Origin of the sequence: Pseudarthrobacter equi, from assembly GCF_900105535.1 — a bacterium.
Taxonomy (GTDB): domain Bacteria; phylum Actinomycetota; class Actinomycetes; order Actinomycetales; family Micrococcaceae; genus Arthrobacter; species Arthrobacter equi.
On sequence record NZ_LT629779.1, the window covers coordinates 4,228,051 to 4,248,147 of the forward strand.

General features: G+C 67.3%; 19 protein-coding genes. 6 read left to right on the forward strand and 13 right to left on the reverse strand.

The genetic code is table 11. The features are described 5' to 3' along the window. Positions 1–122: 122 nt before the first annotated feature. From BLT71_RS19275 to BLT71_RS19285, 3 genes are all read right to left on the reverse strand, one after another. A complete protein-coding gene (locus BLT71_RS19275) occupies positions 123–2,474 on the reverse strand; it encodes an FdhF/YdeP family oxidoreductase (protein ID WP_091723418.1) in 2,352 nt (783 codons plus the stop codon). Positions 2,475–2,572: 98 nt separating this feature from the next. Then, on the reverse strand, positions 2,573–3,193 hold the full coding sequence (locus BLT71_RS19280; protein WP_091723420.1) for an MBL fold metallo-hydrolase: 621 nt from the start codon (positions 3,191–3,193) through the stop codon (positions 2,573–2,575). Further along, positions 3,190–4,308 (reverse strand): S-(hydroxymethyl)mycothiol dehydrogenase, encoded by a 1,119-nt coding sequence (locus BLT71_RS19285; RefSeq protein ID WP_091723421.1) that lies wholly within the window; start codon positions 4,306–4,308, stop codon positions 3,190–3,192. Before BLT71_RS19285 ends, BLT71_RS19280 begins: the two co-directional genes overlap by 4 nt. 319 nt (positions 4,309–4,627) lie before the next feature. On the opposite strand from BLT71_RS19285, the gene BLT71_RS19290 reads away from it, so the two are divergent. The 3 genes from BLT71_RS19290 to purM all read left to right on the forward strand — a co-directional run bounded on the left by BLT71_RS19290 (position 4,628) and on the right by purM (position 7,871). Beyond that, complete coding sequence (locus BLT71_RS19290; protein WP_091723422.1) at positions 4,628–4,942, forward strand: hypothetical protein; 315 nt, start codon at positions 4,628–4,630, stop codon at positions 4,940–4,942. Positions 4,943–5,046: 104 nt separating this feature from the next. Beyond that, positions 5,047–6,717, forward strand: a complete 1,671-nt coding sequence (gene purF, locus BLT71_RS19295) for an amidophosphoribosyltransferase (protein ID WP_091723424.1) — start codon at positions 5,047–5,049, stop codon at positions 6,715–6,717. Then, positions 6,714–7,871: a phosphoribosylformylglycinamidine cyclo-ligase gene (gene purM, locus BLT71_RS19300; RefSeq protein ID WP_091723426.1), complete on the forward strand. Its 1,158-nt coding sequence runs from the start codon at positions 6,714–6,716 to the stop codon at positions 7,869–7,871. The genes purF and purM overlap by 4 nt, the downstream gene beginning before the upstream one ends. A gap of 69 nt (positions 7,872–7,940) precedes the next feature. Here purM and BLT71_RS19305 read toward each other — a convergent pair whose 3' ends face one another. Together BLT71_RS19305 and BLT71_RS19310 are read right to left on the reverse strand one after the other, a co-directional pair. Further along, entirely contained in the window at positions 7,941–8,705 is a 765-nt protein-coding gene (locus tag BLT71_RS19305; protein ID WP_091723427.1) for a VOC family protein, read from the reverse strand. Positions 8,706–8,936: 231 nt separating this feature from the next. Then, entirely contained in the window at positions 8,937–9,170 is a 234-nt protein-coding gene (locus BLT71_RS19310; RefSeq protein WP_091723429.1) for a DUF3073 domain-containing protein, read from the reverse strand. 336 nt (positions 9,171–9,506) lie between these two features. On the opposite strand from BLT71_RS19310, the gene BLT71_RS19315 reads away from it, so the two are divergent. Then, entirely contained in the window at positions 9,507–10,214 is a 708-nt protein-coding gene (locus tag BLT71_RS19315; RefSeq protein WP_091723430.1) for a septum formation family protein, read from the forward strand. A 36-nt stretch (positions 10,215–10,250) separates the two neighbouring features. On the opposite strand, the gene clpB is transcribed toward BLT71_RS19315, so the two are convergent. The 6 genes from clpB to BLT71_RS19345 all read right to left on the reverse strand — a co-directional run bounded on the left by clpB (position 10,251) and on the right by BLT71_RS19345 (position 17,242). After that, the gene (gene clpB, locus BLT71_RS19320; RefSeq protein ID WP_091723432.1) at positions 10,251–12,893 is read right to left on the reverse strand and encodes an ATP-dependent chaperone ClpB; all 2,643 of its coding nucleotides are present in this window, start codon (positions 12,891–12,893) and stop codon (positions 10,251–10,253) included. A 273-nt stretch (positions 12,894–13,166) separates the two neighbouring features. After that, complete coding sequence (locus BLT71_RS19325; protein ID WP_091723433.1) at positions 13,167–13,919, reverse strand: S1 family peptidase; 753 nt, start codon at positions 13,917–13,919, stop codon at positions 13,167–13,169. A 167-nt stretch (positions 13,920–14,086) separates the two neighbouring features. Then, a complete protein-coding gene (locus BLT71_RS19330) occupies positions 14,087–15,172 on the reverse strand; it encodes a sulfate/molybdate ABC transporter ATP-binding protein (RefSeq protein ID WP_091724207.1) in 1,086 nt (361 codons plus the stop codon). Continuing rightward, complete coding sequence (locus BLT71_RS19335; RefSeq protein WP_091723435.1) at positions 15,169–16,044, reverse strand: ABC transporter permease; 876 nt, start codon at positions 16,042–16,044, stop codon at positions 15,169–15,171. Before BLT71_RS19335 ends, BLT71_RS19330 begins: the two co-directional genes overlap by 4 nt. After that, positions 16,041–16,835 (reverse strand): molybdate ABC transporter substrate-binding protein, encoded by a 795-nt coding sequence (modA, locus tag BLT71_RS19340; RefSeq protein ID WP_091723436.1) that lies wholly within the window; start codon positions 16,833–16,835, stop codon positions 16,041–16,043. Before modA ends, BLT71_RS19335 begins: the two co-directional genes overlap by 4 nt. Continuing rightward, the gene (locus BLT71_RS19345) at positions 16,832–17,242 is read right to left on the reverse strand and encodes a TOBE domain-containing protein (RefSeq protein ID WP_091723438.1); all 411 of its coding nucleotides are present in this window, start codon (positions 17,240–17,242) and stop codon (positions 16,832–16,834) included. Before BLT71_RS19345 ends, modA begins: the two co-directional genes overlap by 4 nt. Positions 17,243–17,374: 132 nt before the next feature. Here BLT71_RS19345 and BLT71_RS19350 point away from each other — a divergent pair, with 132 nt between their 5' ends. Continuing rightward, entirely contained in the window at positions 17,375–18,244 is an 870-nt protein-coding gene (locus tag BLT71_RS19350) for a DUF4031 domain-containing protein (protein WP_091723440.1), read from the forward strand. Next, positions 18,241–19,056 (forward strand): 2-phosphosulfolactate phosphatase, encoded by an 816-nt coding sequence (locus BLT71_RS19355; RefSeq protein WP_091723441.1) that lies wholly within the window; start codon positions 18,241–18,243, stop codon positions 19,054–19,056. Before BLT71_RS19350 ends, BLT71_RS19355 begins: the two co-directional genes overlap by 4 nt. Positions 19,057–19,079: 23 nt before the next feature. Here the strand turns inward: BLT71_RS19355 and BLT71_RS20480 are convergent, their stop codons facing one another. Next, positions 19,080–19,403, reverse strand: a complete 324-nt coding sequence (locus BLT71_RS20480; RefSeq protein WP_157693512.1) for a DUF4190 domain-containing protein — start codon at positions 19,401–19,403, stop codon at positions 19,080–19,082. A gap of 231 nt (positions 19,404–19,634) precedes the next feature. Beyond that, positions 19,635–20,036, reverse strand: coding sequence for a YccF domain-containing protein (locus BLT71_RS19365; protein ID WP_091723444.1), 402 nt, complete (start codon positions 20,034–20,036; stop codon positions 19,635–19,637). Positions 20,037–20,097: the final 61 nt, after the last annotated feature.

Consider the following 20,097-nt stretch of genomic DNA (forward strand, 5'->3'; position numbering starts at 1 on the left):
TGCAGGCCCAGCCACCCTTTTGTTTGCCGGCAGAAAGGAAAAGCCGCTCAACAGCAGAACGCCGGCCAGCAGCAGAACGCCCCCGCCTCCTTCCGGAAGCGGGGGCGTTCGTGTGGTGAAACCTAGACGCCGCTAGCCTGCAGCGACGCGGGCTCTTCGGCCACGGCCGCCTCATCCTTGTGCGGTTCGAAGCGGACGAACATGGCCTTGAAGCCGGGGGTGTTGGATTCGCGGGCCACGTTTTCCTTGTGGACCAGGGCGTTGGCTTCGGGGAAGTACGCCGCTGCGCAGCCCTTGGCGGTGGGGTAGGCCACCAGGCGGAACTTGTCCGCGCGGCGGTCGACTCCCTGGAACGTGCTCACCACGTCCACGAGTTCCCGGTCCTGGAAGCCCGACTCGGCAAGGTCCTCCGGGTGGATCAGGATGACGCGGCGGCCGCCGGAAACGCCGCGGTAGCGGTCGTCCAGGCCGTAGAACGTGGTGTTGTACTGGTCGTGGCTGCGGATGGTCTGCAGCACCAGGTGGCCGGCTGGCGGCGTCAGGTACTCCAGCGGGCTGACCGTGAACCGGCCGCGGCCGATGTCCGTGGCGAAGGAGCGGGTGTCGCGCGGCGGGTTGGGCAGCACGAAGCCGTTCCTGGTCCGGACCCGGGCGTTGAAGTCCTCGAAGCCGGGCAGGACGCGGGAGATGTGGTCGCGGATCACGTCGTAGTCCTCGGCCATGCCGCGCCAGTCAACGGAGTGGTCCTTGCCGAAGGTAGCCTCGGCCATCCGGGCCACGATCACGGGTTCCGCGAGCAGGTGCTCGGACACCGGCGTGAGGCGGCCCTGGGTGGAGTGGACCACGGACATGGAGTCCTCCACGGAGAGGAACTGCGCGCCCTTGGGGTGTTTGTCGTCCTTGTCCGTGCGGCCCAGCGTGGGCAGGATCAGGGACGTGCGGCCGTGCACAATGTGGGAGCGGTTGGGCTTGGTGGAGATGTGCACGGTCAGGCCGATGCGCTGCATGCCCGCTTCCAGCGCCTCGGTGTCCGAGCAGGCGAGCGAGAAGTTGCCGCCCATCGAAACGAAGACGTCCACCTCGTCGCGGTCGAAGGCCTCCATGGACTCCACGGCGTCGTGGCCGTGGTGCCGGGGGGACGTAATCCCGAACTCGGCATCGAGGGCCGCGAGCAGCCATTCCTTGGGCTTTTCCCAGATGCCCATGGTCCGGTCGCCCTGGACGTTGGAGTGCCCGCGGACGGGGCACGCGCCCGCGCCGGGCTTGCCGAAGTTGCCCTGCAGCAGCAGGACGTTGACCATTTCCTTGATGGTGTCCACGGAGTGCGGCTGCTGGGTGACACCCAGCGCCCAGCAGAAGATGGAGGCCTTGGAGGCCAGCAGCATCCCTGCCACCTTCTCGATCTGCGCCCGGTCCAGGCCGGTGGCCTTCTCCGTCTCGTCCCAGTCCAGGGTGCGGCGGGCGTCGCGGTAGGCGTCGAACCCGTCCGTCTGAGCGGCGATGAAGGAATGGTCGACGACGGTTCCCGGGTTCTTCTCCTCGGCCTCCAGCAGCAGGTGGCCGAGCGCCTGGAACAGGGCCAGGTCCCCGCCCACCTTGATCTGCAGGTATTCGTCGGCCAGCGGCGTGCCGCCGCCCACCACGCCGGACACCGTCTGGGGGTCCTTGAAGTTGAACAGGCCGGCCTCGGGCAGCGGGTTCACGGCCACCACCTTGCCGCCCTTGTCCTTGCACTCCTTGAGTGCGGAGAGCATGCGCGGGTGGTTGGTGCCCGGGTTCTGGCCCACCACGAAGATGAGTTCGGAGTCGTGGATGTCGTCCAGGGACACGGTGCCCTTGCCGATGCCGATGGTCGGGTTCAGCGCGGAGCCGGAGGACTCGTGGCACATGTTGGAGCAGTCCGGAAGGTTGTTGGTACCCAGGGCCCGCGCGAACAGCTGGTACATGAAAGCAGTCTCGTTGGCGGTGCGGCCCGAGGTGTAGAACACGGAGCGGTCCGGCGTGGTGGCGCGGATGTGCTCACCGATCAGCTCAAACGCGTCATTCCAGGAGATGGGCGAATAGTGCGTTTCGCCTTCCCGGATCACCATGGGTTCGCTGAGCCGGCCCTGGTTTCCCAGCCAGTATTCGGTCTTCTCCGACAGTTCAGCAATGGAGTGCTTGGCCCAGAACTCGGCGCCCACGGTGCGAAGGGTGTTCTCCTCGGCCACGGCCTTGGCGCCGTTCTCGCAGAACTCGGCAGCCTTGCGCTTCTTGTCCGATTCCGGCCATGCGCAGCCCGGGCAGTCGAAGCCGCCGCGCTGGTTCAACCGCAGAAGGGACTGCGCCGTCCGGGTCACGCCCGCCTGTGCCACCGCGCGCTCCAGCGCCACCATGACGGCCTTGACGCCTGCGGCCTCGGTCTTGGGCTTGTGGACCTCAAGCAGGTCCTCATTGATGTCCGCCACCGGGGCGGGCTGCTTACCGAACTTCATCGTTCCAACTTCCTTACCGGCATATGTTGATCTATTGCTGAGGGAGGCGTGCCGGGGTTTCCCGGCACGCCTCCACTGCGCGCTCTTCTGGACTGCGCCTACTCCGCGATCTTGGCCAGGGTTTCCTGTTCGGCCGCGATGGTGGTGTTGTCACCGTGGCCGGTGCGCACCACCGTGTCGGCCGGCAGGGTCAGCAGCCGTTCGCGGATGGAGGTGAGGATGGTGGGGTAGTCGCTGTACGAGCGGCCGGTGGCACCCGGTCCGCCGTTGAACAGGGTGTCCCCCGTGAACACGGTGCCTTCGCTCGCCAGGTAGAAGCAGGTGGATCCCGGCGAGTGGCCCGGCGTGTGGATGGCCTTGAGCACGGCGCCGCCCACTTCGAACTCGTCGCCGTCCCCGTGGTACTGGTCCGGGGCGGCGTCCGGGTATTCCTGTTCCCAGAGGACCAGGTCCTCCCGGTTCAGGATGATCGGTGCACCCACGGCTTCGGCCACCTCGCGGGCAGCGCTGATGTGGTCGTTGTGCGCGTGCGTGAGGATGATGGCCTTGACCGTGCGGCCCTTGACCTGGTTGATGATGGCCGCGGCGTCATGCGGGGAATCGATGATCACGCATTCGGTGCCGTTGCCCACGATCCAGACGTTGTTGTCCACGTCCCAAGTGCCGCCGTCGAGCGAAAAAGTGCCCGAGGTGACCAGGTTCTCGATGGTGACGCTCATGCGGAGGCACCCGCGGTTCCGGTACCGGCCTGGATTTCGACGACCGAGCGCAGGACCTTGCCCTCGTGCATCTTGCCGAAGGCCTCCTCCACCTGGTCGATGGTGATCCGCTCGGAGACGAAGGCGTCCAGGTCCAGGTTGCCCTGCTTGTAGTGGGACACGAGCATGGGGAAGTCCCGGGACGGCAGGCAGTCGCCGTACCAGGAGGACTTCAGCGACCCGCCGCGGCCAAAGACGTCCAGCAGCGGCAGTTCCAGCTGCATCTCCGGCGTCGGAACGCCCACCAGGACCACGCGGCCGGCGAGGTCGCGGGCGTAGAAGGCCTGCTTGAAGGTTTCAGGACGGCCGACGGCGTCAATCACCACGTCCGCGCCGTTGCCTCCGGTGAGGGCCTGGATGGCCTCCACGGCGTCCTGCTGCTTGGAGTTGACGCCGTGGGTGGCGCCGAGGTTCTTGGCCATGTCGATCTTGTTGTCATCGATGTCCACGGCGATGATCGTGGTTGCGCCGGCGAGCTTCGCCCCGGCGATCGCCGCGATGCCCACGCCGCCGCAGCCGATCACGGCCACGGATTCGCCGCGCTTGACCTCACCGGTGTTGATGGCGGCGCCAATGCCGGCCATCACGCCGCAGCCCAGCAGGCCCACAGCGGCAGCATCAGCCTCGGGATCCACCTTGGTGCACTGCCCGGCGGCAACGAGGGTCTTTTCAGCGAACGCCCCGATGCCCAGCGCGGGAGACAGCTCGGTGCCGTCCTCAAGGGTCATCTTCTGGGTGGCGTTGGCGGTGTTGAAGCAGTACTGGGGCTGGCCCTTGGCGCAGGCGCGGCACTGGCCGCACACCGCACGCCAGTTCAGGATCACACGGTCACCCGGCGCCACCTCGGTGACGCCCTCGCCCACGGCGTTGACCACGCCGGTGGCCTCGTGGCCCAGCAGGTAGGGGAAGTCATCGCCAATACCGCCCTGCTTGTAGTGCAGGTCGGTGTGGCAGACGCCGCAGGTCAGGATGTCCACCAACGCCTCGCCCGGGCCCGGATCCGGCACCAGGATGGTCTCCAGCGACACCGGAGCGTTCTTCTCACGGGCAATGACAGCTTGAACTTTGTGAACCATGGTTCTGTGTTCCTTTCCTGGATCCGGCCGGATCCGGTGAGTCGGCACCAGCTGCCAATCTAGCCGACACGGCAGGGTGGCTGCCCGCCGGCGACTTGGTCGGCACGCGCCGCATGTATTGCGCATTACACAACACGGCGCACATAGTGCTACTAGAGAATATGACAGCGGCCACAGTTGGTGTCAATAGATATATCAGTCATATCGCTGGGCGGACAGTGCCGGCCCTCCCCTTCCCGCGCGCCGCACGCCGGCGCCGGGCCTCCCGGCTCCGCGGCCGCATTACGCGCACCAAATCTCCGGCAGTAGGCTGGATGGCATGTCTTCGAACCAACCCCCTGCCGAGCGGCGCGAGGTAACTGTCCGCCGGGCCCCCAAATTCGTACCGTTCCTGGTCCTGGGCGCACTGGTGGGCTTCGCAGCAGCTGCAATCGCGGCATTCGGGGTGCCCGCGGACGAGGACTTCGATCCGGGCGCCGTTTTCGGCTTCCTGATGATCACGTTCGGCGCCGCCGGAGCCGTCCTCGGTGCGGTCCTGGCGCTGATCCTGGACCGCCGGAGCGTGCGCAGGCAGCAGCGCGTCGTCGTCGAATCCGTTCCGGACTCAGAACCGGACACCGACCCGCAGCCGTGACCTCCGCCACCGGCAGCATGCCCCGGCGTCCGGGCGCGTGACGCTGCCGGGTCACAAAGGGGAGCGGGAAAAAGTCCTACCCCATGTCGTGCGATAATCGATCAGTGGCACGCGGCGATGGAAAACTTTCCCATGATCTTCTTCCCGGCGAAAAAGGCCCGCAGGACGCCTGTGGCGTCTTCGGCGTCTGGGCTCCCGGTGAAGAAGTAGCAAAACTAACCTATTACGGGCTGTACGCACTGCAGCACCGTGGCCAGGAGTCGGCTGGTATCGCTACCAGTGACGGCAAACGGATCAATGTCTACAAGGACATGGGGCTGGTGTCCCAGGTCTTTGACGAGACAACCCTGAACACCCTCACCGGGCACCTGGCGGTGGGGCACTGCCGCTACTCCACCACCGGAGCCAGCCACTGGGCCAACGCCCAGCCCACCCTCGGCGCCACCTCCACCGGCACCGTCGCCCTGGCGCACAACGGCAACCTGACCAACACTGCCGAGCTCAACGCCATGATCACCGAACGCAACGGCGGCCAGCTCACCGGCGAAATGAAGCAGGGCAACACCTCGGACACCGCCCTGGTCACGGCCCTCCTTGAAGGCGAGCCCGGCAAGACCCTTGAGGAAACCGCCACCGAACTGCTGCCCAAGATCAAGGGCGGCTTCTGCTTCGTCTTCATGGACGAAGGCACCCTCTACGCAGCCCGCGACACCTACGGCATCCGCCCGCTGGTCCTGGGCCGGCTGGAACGCGGCTGGGTAGTGGCGTCCGAGCAGTCCGCACTGGCCACCGTGGGCGCCAGCTTCATCCGCGAGATCGAGCCCGGCGAATTCATCGCCATTGACGAAGAAGGCGTGCGGTCCAAGAAGTTCGCTGAGCCCACTCCGGCCGGCTGCGTTTTCGAGTACGTGTACCTGGCCCGCCCGGATGCTGCGATTGCCGGCCGTTCCGTCTACGAATCCCGCGTGGAAATGGGCCGCCAGCTGGCCCGCGAAAACACCCACGAAGCGGACATCGTCATCCCCGTCCCGGAGTCGGGCACCCCCGCCGCGGTGGGTTACGCCGAAGAATCCGGCATTCCGTTCGCACACGGCTTCGTCAAGAACTCCTATGTGGGCCGCACCTTCATCCAGCCCTCGCAGACGCTGCGCCAGCTGGGTATCCGGCTCAAGCTCAACGCCCTTGAGTCCGTGATCCGCGGCAAGCGCGTGGTGGTGGTGGACGACTCGATCGTCCGCGGCAACACCCAGCGGGCCATCGTCCGGATGCTGCGGGAAGCCGGCGCCGCCTCCGTGCACGTCAAGATTTCCTCCCCGCCCGTGCAGTGGCCCTGCTTCTACGGCATCGACTTCGCGTCCCGCGCCGAGCTGATCGCCAACGGCGCCACCATCGAGGAAATCTCCCAGGCCATCGGGGCCGATTCGCTGGCCTACATTTCCGAAGACGGCATGATCGACGCCACCCGCCAGCCCCGGGAACGCCTCTGCACCGCTTGCTTCACCGGCAAGTACCCGATTGCGCTGCCGGGTGCCGACAAACTGGGCAAGAACCTCCTGGAACGCACCGACCTTGTTGGCCTGGCGCCGTCGCCGTCCGCCCTGCCGGGCGAAACCGCAGCCCTCGCCGTTGACTCGGTAGAGGACCCTGCCGAAAAGGCCGGCGCTACCGGTTGCGATCCCGGCCCGGACTCCGAGTTTGAAAACCTGCTGACCGACGCCGACATGGTGCCAGACGTACACGCCGCCGCAGGCACTGACAAGAAAGAGTCCGTATGACTTCCGCAAACACTGCCGCCGGTTCCGCATCAGAGAAGGCAGGCATCACGTACGCCTCCGCGGGCGTCGATGTCGAAGCCGGCGACCGTGCCGTCGAGCTCATGAAGGGCGCCATCAAGGCGACCCACAACCCGTCGGTGATCGGCGGAGTGGGCGGCTTCGCCGGCCTCTATGACGTCTCAAAGCTGCTGACGTACAGGAAGCCGCTGCTGGCCACCTCCACGGACGGTGTGGGAACGAAGGTTGCCATCGCCCAGGCCATGGACATCCACGACACCATCGGCTTCGACCTCGTTGGCATGGTGGTTGACGACATCGTCGTCGTAGGCGCCGAGCCGCTCTTCATGACCGACTACATCGCCTGCGGCAAGGTGGTTCCCGAGCGCATTGCCGGCATTGTGCGCGGCATCGCCGCCGCCTGCTCCGTGGCCGGTACCGCCCTGGTGGGCGGCGAAACCGCAGAACACCCCGGCCTGCTGGGCGAGCATGAATACGACGTGGCCGGTGCTGCCACCGGCGTCGTCGAAGCAGATGCCCTCCTCGGACCGGACCGCGTCCGCACGGGCGACGTCGTGATCGGTATGGCCTCCTCCGGCCTGCACTCCAACGGCTACTCGCTGGTCCGCCGCGTGATCAACCACGCCGGCTGGGCTCTGGACCGCCAGGTCTCTGAGCTGGGCCGCACCCTGGGTGAAGAACTGCTCGAACCCACCCGCGTCTACGCTGCCGACTGCCTGGACCTGGCCCGTACCTTCCCGGTCACCGGTTCTGCAGCGGTCCACGGCTTCAGCCACGTGACCGGTGGTGGCCTCGCAGCCAACCTGGCCCGCGTCCTGCCGCAGGGCCTTGTAGCCACCGTGGACCGCGCCACCTGGGAACTGCCGGCCATCTTCAAGCTCGTTTCCGAACTCGGCAATGTGCCGCTGGCGGACCTGGAACGCACCCTGAACCTGGGCGTGGGCATGGTGGCCATCGTCTCCCCCGAAGCCGCGGATGCCGCCGTCGCGCGTTTGAACGAACGCGGGCTGCCGTCCTGGGTGATGGGCACCGTGGCCGCGGACTCGGATTCCATCCTGAAGTCCGGCCCGGACTACGTCCAGGGCGCCAAGGGCGTGGACGGCGGCGCAGTCCGCATGGTCAACGCCTACGCGTAGCCAACACTCATCGGGTCCCCGCCGGCGCGCTGCCGGCGGGGACACGCTGTTTAAGAAGCCAGCCGTAGCTTAGCCGGCAACCTCGATCAGGCTCAGGACACCGCCCTGCGGGTCGCGGATGGTGGCCGGCCCCTCGCCGGAGCTGTCGTCCGGTGCCACCAGGACCTCGCCGCCCGAGTCCCTGACGGCCTGCACGGCAGCGCTGAGGTCCGCCACGCCAAAGTAGATCTGCCAGCCGGCCGGTCCCTCGTCCGGTGCCACCCCGGCCACTTCCGTGCCGTCCACCATCAGCGTGCTGTACGTGCCGCCGTCCTCCTGCGGGTACTCCGTGACGTCATGCCCGAACAGGTGCTGGAAGAATCCGATGGCGGCCTGGGGCTCCGGGGTAAGCAGCTCGGCCCAGGACAGTGCACCGGGCCCGTTGTACCGTCCTGAGCCACGGTGTGTTCCGGCCTGCCACACTCCGGTGGTCCCGCCGCCCGGCGGGTCCAGGAAGACCATGACGCCGGTGTCCGCCACCTCTTCGGGGCCGAACTGCACGGCACCGCCGGCGTGCACTGCTTCGCCGGCTATGCTGCGGGCGTCCTCCGCGGCCAGGTAGACGTTCCACTGGGCAGCCGGACCAGGTGCCTGCATGGGGCTTTGCGGTGCGATGGTGGCCACCACGTCGTTGCCCAGGAAGGCCATCGCGTAGCTGCGGCCATCGGGAGTTGGGTGGTCCTCGAAACGCCACCCGAACACCGCTGCGTAGAACTTCTTGGCGGCGTCGATGTCCGGCGTCTGAATGTCAGCCCAGCACGGGGCACCCTGGGGGTAGGTGTTCACAGTTGGCATGCGACCAACGCTACACGGACGCCTGTGGGAAGCCCCGGCCGCCGTCCACGCGGCATCCGGTCGGTGCGCCGTGGAGTTGAACGGTAGTCCCGGAGGCGGCAGAGGCGGCAAAGGGCATGACGACGACGGAAAGGCCCGTGGGCACGCACTGTGAAGAGGCGTGCCCAAACGGGCCTTGTGACCGAGGTCAGCAATAATGGTGCTGCAAAAGAATTCGCTCAGTGGCGGCGACTAGCCGATGCGACGGGTGTCTACCTCGTCGTCGTCATCTTCCAAATCATCCGCGTACTTATCCACATAAGCCGAATAGTCCGGTTCCACCGGCTCATTGGCGTAATGGCTCGTTGCACGACTGCCTGGGCCCGTCAGCTCGCGCTGAAGTGCAGTGTAGTCAGTGTTCGGGGAGTAGTACTTGATGTCCCGAGCCTGCTTGGTAGCTTTTGCCTTTTGACGGCCGCGCCCCATGGCGTGACCCCCTTTTGTACTTGGACCGGAGGTGGTCACCTTGGCGATCGGTGAGGCCCCGGAATGTTTGGTCAATTTGTCGTACACCTAGATTACATGCTTTCTGCGGCCCCTGCTTGCCGCCCGATGCGCTCCCGTGGGCGTTTGGGTTACCATTCCCCGGTCCGCCCGCGGGTTTCCGGGTTTTTTCTTCGGTAGAGTCGCTTCAGGTAGCTGCCAAAACCCTTCGGATAGCGGGTTTTTTCTTCGGTAGAGTCGCTTCAGGTAGCTGCCAAAACCCTTCGGATAGCGGGTTTTTGCAGTACTGACGCGACGACAACGCAGGAGGATGCAGCCGTGAACCCCCAGGACGTCCCGCCGAAACCAGCCTCCCCGCCAACGGCCGGCATCCCCAGGGTAGAAGCCGCCCCAGCCCCGGCCTCCGTGACGTGGCCCCCGCAGCATGCCGAACCCGCCCCCTCGGCCTCCGGAGCCTCCGATTCCACCCCATCCGGCGCCACCGCACCGAAGCAGGCACCCAAGGCAAAGGCACTGTGGAAGGCGCTCTTCGCCGTCGTGCTCATTGCCGTGGTGGGCGGCCTCGTGTGGCTGGCCCTGTGGCTTAACTCGGGCGCAGCATCCCCCGAGGCCCAGGGCGGCCAGGCCAGCGTCCTGGAAACCACCCCCACCCCGCGGGCGACGCCGCTGCCGCTGCCCAGGGACGGCGTCAAGCCTGCTGACTACGCCGTGGGTGACTGCTTCAAAGACTTTGACCCGGAATCGCTTACCTCGACAGCGGTGCCCTGCGACACGGGCCATTCCGCGCAACTGGTGGGCGTCTTCCGTTATCCCGCAGATGAGCGCTATCCCGGCGCCGAAACGCTGAAGGCCAAGGCCCTGGAGATCTGCCAGGCCACCAAGCTGGGTCCTGCCGCCAATAACTTCCAGCTCAACTACCAGCGCAGCTTCCCCAGCAGCACCAGCTGGGACGCCGGGGACCGCAGGGCGGACTGCTACGTGACGGCCCCGAACGGCAACGTCATCAACGCGAGCGTGCTGCCCTGACGGTTACCCGCCCGGACAGCACGCTGTGAGGGTCAACTAGTCCTTCCGGCGCACCGACAACCCGGACGACGGAGCACCGGTAAGGGCGTCCACGTTGCCGTTAGTGAGCTCGCCGGGATCGGCCGCGGTGTCCACCACCACGGTGTCGCCGTCGTTGATGTCACCGGCGAGGATGGCCTTGGCCAGCCGGTCGCCGATCTCGCGCTGCACCAGGCGGCGCAGCGGGCGGGCACCATAAGCGGGGTCGAAGCCGGACAGAGCCAGCCAGGCTTTGGCCCCTTCCGAAACCTCCAGGGTGAGCCGGCGTTCGTGCAGCCGGCGGCCCAGCTCGTCCACGTGCAGTTCAACGATGTGGCCGAGTTCCTCCACCGTGAGGGCGTCGAACAGGACCACCTCGTCCAGCCGGTTCAGGAACTCCGGCTTGAAGGACGCGTTCACCGTGGCCATCACGGCGTTCCGCTTGGCCTCGGCATTGAGGGTCTGGTCCACCAGGAACTGGCTGCCCAGGTTGGACGTCAGCACCAGGATGACGTTGCGAAAGTCCACGGTGCGGCCCTGGCCGTCGGTGAGGCGGCCGTCGTCGAGCACCTGAAGCAGGATGTCGAACACCTCGGGGTGCGCCTTCTCCACCTCGTCCAGCAGCACCACGGAGTACGGACGGCGACGGACGGCTTCGGTGAGCTGGCCGCCCTCCTCGTAGCCGACGTAGCCCGGAGGGGCGCCCACCAGGCGTGACACGGAGTGCTTCTCGCCGTACTCGGACATGTCGATGCGCACCATGGCACGCTCGTCATCGAACAGGAAGTCCGCCAGGGCCTTGGCCAGCTCGGTCTTGCCCACGCCGGTGGGGCCCAGGAACAGGAACGAACCGGTGGGCCGGTTGGGATCGCTGATGCCGGCACGCGCACGGCGGACGGCGTCCGAGACGGCAGTGACAGCTTTGGCCTGCCCGATCAGCCGCCGGCCCAGTTCCTCCTCCATGTGCAGCAGCTTCTGGCTTTCGCCCTGCAGCATGCGCCCGGCGGGGATGCCGGTCCAGGCGGAGATGACCTCGGCGATGTCATCGGCGGTCACCTGTTCGGCCACCATCTGGGATGACTTGTCCGTCACGGCGGCCTCGGCCTCGGCGGCGGCGGTGAGCTCGCGTTCCAGCGCGGGGATCTCGCCGTAGAGCACGCGGGAGGCGGTTTCCAGGTCGCCTTCCCGGGCGGCTTTCTCGTACGCGCCGCGCAGTTCATCGAGCTTGGCCTTCAGGTCACCCACCCGGTTGAGGCCGGCCTTCTCGGCTTCCCAGCGGGCCTTGAGACCGTTGAGTTCCTCCTCGCGGTCAGCCTTGTCAGCCCGCAGCGCGGCGAGCCGCTCCACGGAGGCGGCATCCTTTTCGTCCTGAAGGGCCAGTTCCTCCATGGTGAGCCGGTCCACCAGGCGCTGGAGCTGGTCGATCTCTTCCGGGGCGGAATCGATCTCCATGCGCAGCCGGGACGCGGCCTCGTCCACGAGGTCGATGGCCTTGTCCGGAAGCTGCCGCCCGGAGATGTAGCGGTTGGACAGGGTGGCGGCGGCCACGAGGGCGGAGTCCGCGATGGTGACCTTGTGGTGCGCCTCGTAGCGCTCCTTCAGGCCGCGGAGGATGCCGATGGTGTCCTCGACGCTGGGTTCCCCCACGTAGACCTGCTGGAAGCGGCGCTCCAGGGCCGGGTCCTTTTCGATGTTTTCGCGGTATTCATCCAGGGTGGTAGCACCGATCAGCCGCAGCTCCCCGCGGGCCAGCATGGGCTTGAGCATGTTGCCGGCGTCCATGGAGGAGTCGCCGGTAGCGCCGGCGCCCACCACGGTGTGGATCTCGTCGATGAAGGTGACGATCTGGCCTTCGGAGTTCTTGATCTCCTCGAGCACGGCCTTGAGCCGTTCCTCGAATTCGCCGCGGTACTTGGCGCCGGCCACCATGGAGGCCAGGTCCAGGGCAATCAGGGTCTTGCCGCGCAGGCTTTCAGGGACGTCGCCCGCCACGATGCGCTGGGCGAGTCCCTCCACCACGGCGGTCTTGCCCACGCCTGGCTCGCCGATGATCACCGGGTTGTTCTTGGTGCGGCGGCTCAGCACCTGGACGATGCGGCGGATTTCGGTGTCGCGTCCGATCACCGGGTCCAGCTTGCCGGAGCGGGCCATGGCCGTGAGGTCAGTGCCGAACTTTTCCAGCGACTGGAAGGTGTTCTCCGGGTCCTGGCTGGTGACTTTCCGGTCGCCGCGGACGCCGGACAGGGCGGCCACCAGGGCTTCGTGAGAGGCTCCGGCTTCGCGGAGGAGGCGCCCGACGGCGTCACTTCCGGCAGAGAGGCCCAGCAGGAGGACTTCGGTGGACACGAAGGTGTCGCCGAGGTTTTCGGCCTCGGTCTTGGCATTCTGGATGGCCTGCAGCGCCGGGCGCGAAAGCTGGGCCTGCTGGGAAGATCCGCCCGAAGCCGAGGGAAGGGACTTGATGGCGCTGCTGGCCTGGACACTAACGGCATCCGGTTCGGCACCGGTGGCTTTCAGCAGTGCCACCGCCACACCCTCGCGCTGGTCCATCAGCGCCTTGAGGATGTGGGCGGGCTCCACCTGCGGGTTGCCGGCCGTTGAGGCGTTCATGGCGGCAGCCGAAAGAGCCTCCTGGCTCTTGGTGGTGAATTTGACGTCCAAAGAGGGCTCCTTTCAGGGGCGGGTTTTTCTTAAGGTTGAGTGTACTACGCTCAACTTTGAAAAACGCAGTCCTTTGGCCCTGTTTTCCCAGAGCGAACCTTCGGCGCTTCACTGCAGAGTCCCCGCCGGGGCCGGTTTCGCGGCGGGACGCGCAAAAACCGGCGGGCGGCTCCCCCAACAAGCCACCCGCCGGCCGGCCGGCCCCACGGAACCCCCGGGAACCGGCACCGCCCGCCCCTTACCGGGACGGGCGGAATTCGCGAAGACCGGAACTCAGGAGGCGCCCACCCCTGAGACGCTGGTGATCCAGCTGAGGTTGCGGGACACGGATGCATGATCGTTGTAGTACCTGGTGAAGCTGGACGGGTTGGGGCTGGGCAGGATGCTCGACGTCGACAGGACACCTGCCAGCTTGCCGTTGACAATGAGCGGGCCGCCGGAGTCGCCGCCCAGGGTGTGCCCGCTTTGGGACTGCGTCCGGACGGAGGGTCCGCCGTAGGTGTCCGTGCCCTGGCCGGCCACGGTGACGTCGGCCGTCTTGAGGTTGTAGGACATGGTGCCCGCGCCTTCGGTCTGGTCTCCCCAGCCGTACACCTTCGCCGGAGCCCCGATGGCGGGGAACGAGCCGGAGAGTCCCACGTAGGAGCCGTAGTGCGGGGTGGACAGTTTCAGCAGCAGGACATCGCCGGTGCTGGAGGCGTAGCGGGCGGCCACGGTCTTCACGGTGCCGCCGGCCTCCAGATAAGTGGTCCCCAGCCGGACGGACTGCAGGGAGGCGGAATTGCAGTGCTTCGCCGTGATCACCCAGCTGGCCGAGATTTGGCTGCCGGTGCATCCCACGTTGGTGCCGGTGGCATCGAAGGAGATCTGCGCTGCATAAGGGGCTGCGGAAATGGTGGTGGTGCTGCCGCCCGCAATGTCGGGGCTTGCCGTGTCACCGCCCGGCGCGGGCGCGGCCTGTGCGGACAGCGGGCCCATCAGCGCTGCAGTCGCGGCAACGGCGGCGAGGATTCTGGCGATTTTCACAGCGGTGGCTCCTTCGCAGGTGACCCCGCACCGCTGCCGGTTGAGGCGCGGACGGGGTCAGTTCCGGTTGATGGGTGGAGGCGATGGCCTGCCGCCCATCCGAACGGTACCGGAAGGCTGTGAAGTTTGTCACTGATCTTGACAGAATATGTAAATAACTTTGGACATCACGTCGCGTAGATGAAAACAGCCGCGGACTTGATCACGAAGTGGGCCCGGACCCCCGGCGCCAGGCCCAGCTCTGCCGAGGCCGCGGGTGTGATGTCCGCGGCCAGGCCGCCTCCCCGCACCCGGATCTGGTCTCCATGGGGCTCCAGCTCGGTGACCTCCACGGGAAAGGAATTGCGGGGGCTTCCGTGTGCGTCCGTCAGGAATACGGACACGGCCGACGGCGGAAACACGGCCGCGCCCGGCAGCCCGGCGGCGCCTGCCTGGCCTGTTTCGCCCGGCTCCTCCAGGTGCCCCGCGATCTCCAGGCCGGGGCCGATTCCCTGGCCGCCCGCCGTCCGGATCCCGGAAGCCGTCAGCGTGCCGGTGACGAAGTTGAGCCCGGCCAGGCCGGCGGCGAACGGGCTGCGGGGCCGCTCCAGCACCTCGCGGGTGGGCCCGTCCTCAGCGACGCGCCCATTCTCGAGGACCACCACGCGGTCCGCCAGCATGAGCGCATCCAGCACGTCGTGGGTGACGATGATGGCCTGCCGGTCCGCGAGTACCCGCTTCAGCAGCCGCCGCAGCAGCGGAGCCGAATGGATGTCCAGGGCCGCCATGGGCTCGTCCAGCAGGAGGAGGCCGGGGTCGGCAGCGAGGGCACGGGCGACCGCGACGCGCTGCGCCTGGCCGCCGGACAGCCCGGCTGGGCGGCGGCCAGCCATGGCTTCAGCCTCTACTTCGGCCAGCCACTGGAGGGCGCGTTCCCTTGCCTTTCGCGGCGGGACCCCGGCGCTCCGGGGCCCGAAGGCAACATTCTCCGCCGCTGTGAGGTGCGGAAAGAGCAGGGGTTCCTGGGCCAGGAGTGCCGTTCCCCGGCGGTGCGGCGGAGTCCACTGATGGATCCCGGACCCCAGATGGAAGAGCGTCCGGCCATTGAGCTCGGCCCGCCCGGAGTCCGGCCGGACCAGGCCCGCGATGCTGGACAGCAGGGTGGATTTGCCCGCGCCGTTGGGCCCCATCACCGCCACGGTTTCGGTGGGCCCCAGCGCGAGGGACACGTCAAAATCCCGCTGGGCCACGGCAGCCTGGAACGAAAAGCTCACCGGACCGTCCCGCCCGCGGTGCCCGCCGTCGTCGGGCGCTGGGAAGAGCCGCCCCATAGTGCCGGGCCTTGACGCTGCAGTCCGCCGGGGCGGCCGTAGGCAAGTGCCACCACCGCTACCGCGACGGCCACCAGGACAAGTGACAGGGCGACGGCGGCGTCGGGATCGGTTTCACGCTGGAGGTAGATTTCCAGCGGCAGTGTGCGGGTGACCCCCTGGAGGCTGCCGGCAAAGGTGAGCGTGGCGCCGAATTCGCCCAGGCTGCGGGCAAACGAAAGCACTGCTCCGGAGGCCAGCCCGGGAAGGATCAGCGGGAGGGTGACGCGGCGGAACACGACGCCCGGCGGTGCGCCGAGGGTGGCTGCCACGGCCTCATACTTCTGCCCGCCGATCCTCAGCGCCCCTTCTAGGCTGACCACCAGGAACGGCAGTGCCACGAAGGTTTGCGCAAGGACCACGGCGGCGGTGGAGAAGGCGATCTGGATGCCGAGGACCTGCAGGGCGCCGCCCAGGAGTCCCTGCCGGCCGAAGGTGTAGAGCAGCGCAATGCCGCCCACCACCGGCGGCAGCACCAGCGGCAGCAGCACGAGGGAGCGGAGCAGCCGCTGGAAGGGGAAGCTGCCGCGGGCCAGGACGAGGGCGAGGGGGACACCGAGCACGATGCACAGGAGCGTGCTCGCAGCCGACGTGCGCAGGCTCAGGGCCAGGGCGTCCAGCGCGGACTCAGAAGTGACCAGCGGGATGAAGTTTGCCCAGTTGACCCGTGCCACGATGGCTGCCAGGGGCAGGACCACCACCAGGGCCGCCAGGACAGCGAGTCCGGAAACCCACCGAGGGATGCCGGTATACGGCTGCCGCGCCCGGAGTTTCATTGTCCGCCTGCGCCGAACCCGGCTTTGGCGAGAACCTGCTGGCCGCCGGGCCCCAGCACGAGGTCAATAAAGGCCTTGGCGGCTTCCTTGTCCTTTGCTCCGGACAGGGATGTGATGGGGTAGCTGTTGACGGCCGCTGCGGCCTCTGGGAACGGGATGCTGTCCACCTTGTCCCCGGCTGACCTGACGTCCGTGACGTACACCAGGCCGGCGTCGGCTTCGCCGGAGGTGACTTTGCCCAGGACGTCGGTCACCGCGTTTTCCTCGCTGACCGGGCGGAGGGCAACCCCTGCCTTGCCCGCCACCGTAGCTGCGGCCGCACCGCAGGGCACCTGCTTGGCGCACGTCACCAGCCGGAGGCCGTCCCTGGCAAGGTCCTGGAACCCGGTGACATGTGCGGGATTCCCGGCCGGGACCGCAATGGCCAGGGTGTTGGTTGCGAAAACCCGGGGCTCGCCGCCGGCCAGGCCCGCCCCGGTGACTTTGTCCATGTTTTTGGTGTCCGCGGAGGCAAAAACGTCCGCGGGGGCGCCCTGGTTGATCTGGGTGGCGAGGTCCGAGGAGCCGGCGAAGCTCAGGTTGACGCGGGTGCCGGGATGCTGCGCCTCGAACGTGTCTGCCAACTCGGTGAAGCTGGACTTGAGTGACGCAGCGGCGAAGACGGTCAGGGTTATGGCGGCAGCGTCAGATGAGGTGCCTGCGCCGCCCGCCGGTGCGCTGCCGCCCGCGCATCCGGCCAGTCCGGCCGCCAGCGCCAGCGCCGCGACCGTCGCCGTAATGCTTCGTTTCATACCGTTCCCTTCCCCTGCGGGGTTTCGATGATGACGGTGGTGGCCTTGACCACGGCCGTGGCCACCGAACCCAACTCAAGCCCCAGGTCCCGGACGGCTTCGCTGCTCATCAGCGACACCACCCGGAAGGGCCCGCACTGGAGTTCCACCTGCGCCATGACTTTGTCTGCCGTAATGCCGGTCACCAACCCCACGAACCTGTTGCGCGCCGAACTTCCGGTCCGGTGCGGGTCGTCGGGAAGCTGGGCGAGTTTCTGGGCGTGCCGGGCGAGCTCCAGCCCGTCCACGGCCAGCCGGCCGGACTCGTCCCTGAGGGCTGTGAGGGAACCGTTGTCCGTCCAGCGGCGCACGGTATCGTCACTGACACCGAGGAAGCGTGCGGCCTCCGAAACGCGAATGAGATTCATGCGCCCATCGTAGTTCGTATTTGCGGACAAAATCACCGATTCATTCCGCAGATCGGATTGTGAGTGCAGCGTTGTTTCCGGCGGGTGTCGCGCTGCCGGGCGGCGGCGGGGCCGCGGCACTACACTTCCTGCATGGCCATTTACCTGGACCCGCCATTGTGGCCTGCCCACGGAACACACTTCTCGCACCTGGTGTCAGACACGTCGCTGGATGAGCTGCATGCCTTCGCCGGCGCAGCGGGCATCCCGGAGCGGGCGTTCGACGGCGACCATTACGATGTGCCGGAGCGCCGCTTTGATGACCTGGTGGCTGCCGGCGCGGTGCCCGTTGAGGCCCGCGTCCTGGTGCGGAAGCTGATCGCCAGCGGCCTGCGGATCCCGGCGCGGCAGCGGAACAAATCCCTCAAGGTGCCGCTGCTGAACCGGTGGAACACCATCATGGACGGCCATGACGCCCTGTTCCTGGACCTGCTGGACCGCTGGAGCGAACCGCACCGGCACTATCACGGCTGCACCCACCTGCTCTCGGTCCTCGAGTCGCTGGACCTGCTCACGGAGCCCGCCGAACCTCCACGCACGGTGCTGCTGGCCGCCTGGTTCCATGACGCCGTCTATCGCGGAATCGCCGAACAGGACGAGGAGGAATCGGCCCGCCTGGCCGAGGACCGGCTGGCGGAAGCCGGGCTCCCCGAAGCTGACGTGGACGAGGTTGCCCGACTGGTGCGCCTGACCTCTGACCACCGGCCAGAACCGGGGGACGACGGCGGCGCCCTGCTCTGCGACGCGGACCTTTCCGTCCTCGGCGGGGAACCGGACCAGTACGCGCGCTACGTGGCTGCCGTGCGCCAAGACTATGCACACATCGGCGACGCCGACTTCGCCGCCGGCCGTGCCGCCGTCGTACGCCATCTGCTCGAACTGGACCCGCTGTTCCGCAGCCCCCGCGCAAAGGCGCTGTGGGAGGACTCCGCGCACCGCAACCTGAAGGGCGAACTGGCATGAACGCACCCGGCTCGAACCCGCGGCACACCAGGACGGCGAATGCCGCGCACTGGCAGCTTCCCTATACTGTCCGCTTCGAGTGGGGACCGGATGCAGCCGCCATCACTTCCGGCGCCGACCTTGCCGTGGTGGTGGACGTCCTGTCCTTCACCACCTGTGTGAGCGTGGCGCTGGACCGCGGCGCGGAGGTGCTCCCCTACGCGTGGAGGGACACCAGCGCCGAGGACTTCGCCGCCCACCACGGGGCACAGCTTGCCGGACCGCGCGACGGCGGCGGGCTGAGCCTGTCCCCCGCCAGCCTCCGTGCCGCGGACTCCCTGGACCGGGTGGTGCTCCCCTCCCCCAACGGCTCAGCGCTCTGCCATGAACTGGCCGGCCACGTTCCGCTGGTGGCCGCGGTGTCCCTCCGCAACGCGGCGGCAACGGCCGACTGGGTGGCTGAGAACGTGCCGGAGGACGCAGTGATCGCCGTGATCGCCGCCGGCGAGCGCTGGCACGACGGAACCCTCCGCCCCGCCGTTGAGGACCAGATCGGTGCCGGCGCCTTCATCGCAGGCCTGGCGGCCTCGGGCAGGGGCGGCTACGACGCGGATGAAGGCAGGGACGGCCGGCACGGCTACTCGCCCGAATCAGTGGCGGCGATGGCGGTCTACGAGGCGGCCGAACCGCGGTTGCGGGAGATGCTGCACGGGTGTGCCAGCGGCCGCGAACTGGCCGGCGCCGGCTACGCCGCGGACGTGGACATCGCCGCGGAGCTGGACGACAGCGACGCCGTGGCCATCTTGGCGGACGGGGTCTTCCGGCGCAGGTGAGGAACGGTACTGCGAAGGGCCGGCTACTGGGTGAACTGCTGGACGGCACCCGGTATGGAACCCAAAGTGCTGATCAACGCCAATGTGGCAATCCCGTAGCCGATCACCAGGGCCGCGATTGCCAGCAGCTTTCCCCGCTCGCCCCGGAGTCGGATTTGATTCAAGGCAACATGCCCGGCACCCACCGCAAAGACTGCAAGGACGGCCACCCCGAAAATCCACAACCCTGATGCTGCTACCGCAGCCAAAACCAGGGCTGCGACAGCAAATTTGTTCAATTCACCGGTTGCCGTGTGCGTCGGTTCTGTCGATGTGCTCATCCTGGTCCCCCAACCTTTGGTGTGCATGGGAGTCTAGCCTGACCCGGGTCCTGGCAAATGACCAGCCCGCAAAGCGGACGGCGCCTGGAGGTCACGCCACGCGCCAGGACTCATATCCTGTCTGTATTTGGAAAGCCGAAAGTGGGGGCATGAATGGATGCGAGAGTTCTTCGCGGAGAAGAACTCTTCTGAGGAATTTCAGGCGCATCAAAGCGGCCCGGGTCAATGACGTCCCGTTCGTCATGACCAGGGCCGGGACTAGCGGTAGGTGCTCACGAACGGGGTGCTGGTGGGCACAATCTGCTTGCCCAGCGGCATCAGCGATACCGGGATGAGCTTCAGGTTGGCGATTGCCAGCGGGATGCCGATGATGGTGATGGCCATGGCGAAGGCGGTGACCACATGTCCCACGGCAATCCAGATGCCGGCCACCAGCAGCCAGATGACGTTACCCAGCAGCGAGAAGACACCGTTGCCGCCGGGCTTGTCCACCACCATGCGCCCAAACGGCCACAGCGTGTAGGACGCGATCCGGAACGAGGCGATGCCCCACGGAATGGTCACGATCAGCAGGCAGCAGATGACCCCGGCCGCGAAGTAGCCCAGGGCCAGCCAGAAGCCGCCGAATACCAGCCAGATGATGTTGAGCAGTGTCTTCATGCATCCATTGTCCACCGCGTCTGCGGACCGGAACGTGGGGGATCCCCCTGAGCGGACCCTG

Excerpts from the sequence above, each read along its gene's own strand:
- BLT71_RS19275 (WP_091723418.1), bottom strand. The coding sequence starts at position 2,474 with ATGAAGTTCGGTAAGCAGCCCGCCCCGGTGGCGGACATCAATGAGGAC.
- BLT71_RS19280 (WP_091723420.1), bottom strand. The coding sequence starts at position 3,193 with ATGAGCGTCACCATCGAGAACCTGGTCACCTCGGGCACTTTTTCGCTC.
- BLT71_RS19285 (WP_091723421.1), bottom strand. The coding sequence starts at position 4,308 with ATGGTTCACAAAGTTCAAGCTGTCATTGCCCGTGAGAAGAACGCTCCG.
- BLT71_RS19290 (WP_091723422.1), top strand. The coding sequence starts at position 4,628 with ATGTCTTCGAACCAACCCCCTGCCGAGCGGCGCGAGGTAACTGTCCGC.
- purM (WP_091723426.1), top strand. The coding sequence starts at position 6,714 with ATGACTTCCGCAAACACTGCCGCCGGTTCCGCATCAGAGAAGGCAGGC.
- BLT71_RS19305 (WP_091723427.1), bottom strand. The coding sequence starts at position 8,705 with ATGCCAACTGTGAACACCTACCCCCAGGGTGCCCCGTGCTGGGCTGAC.
- BLT71_RS19310 (WP_091723429.1), bottom strand. The coding sequence starts at position 9,170 with ATGGGGCGCGGCCGTCAAAAGGCAAAAGCTACCAAGCAGGCTCGGGAC.
- BLT71_RS19335 (WP_091723435.1), bottom strand. The coding sequence starts at position 16,044 with ATGAAACTCCGGGCGCGGCAGCCGTATACCGGCATCCCTCGGTGGGTT.
- modA (WP_091723436.1), bottom strand. The coding sequence starts at position 16,835 with ATGAAACGAAGCATTACGGCGACGGTCGCGGCGCTGGCGCTGGCGGCC.
- BLT71_RS19345 (WP_091723438.1), bottom strand. The coding sequence starts at position 17,242 with ATGAATCTCATTCGCGTTTCGGAGGCCGCACGCTTCCTCGGTGTCAGT.
- BLT71_RS19350 (WP_091723440.1), top strand. The coding sequence starts at position 17,375 with ATGGCCATTTACCTGGACCCGCCATTGTGGCCTGCCCACGGAACACAC.
- BLT71_RS19355 (WP_091723441.1), top strand. The coding sequence starts at position 18,241 with ATGAACGCACCCGGCTCGAACCCGCGGCACACCAGGACGGCGAATGCC.
- BLT71_RS20480 (WP_157693512.1), bottom strand. The coding sequence starts at position 19,403 with ATGCACACCAAAGGTTGGGGGACCAGGATGAGCACATCGACAGAACCG.
- BLT71_RS19365 (WP_091723444.1), bottom strand. The coding sequence starts at position 20,036 with ATGAAGACACTGCTCAACATCATCTGGCTGGTATTCGGCGGCTTCTGG.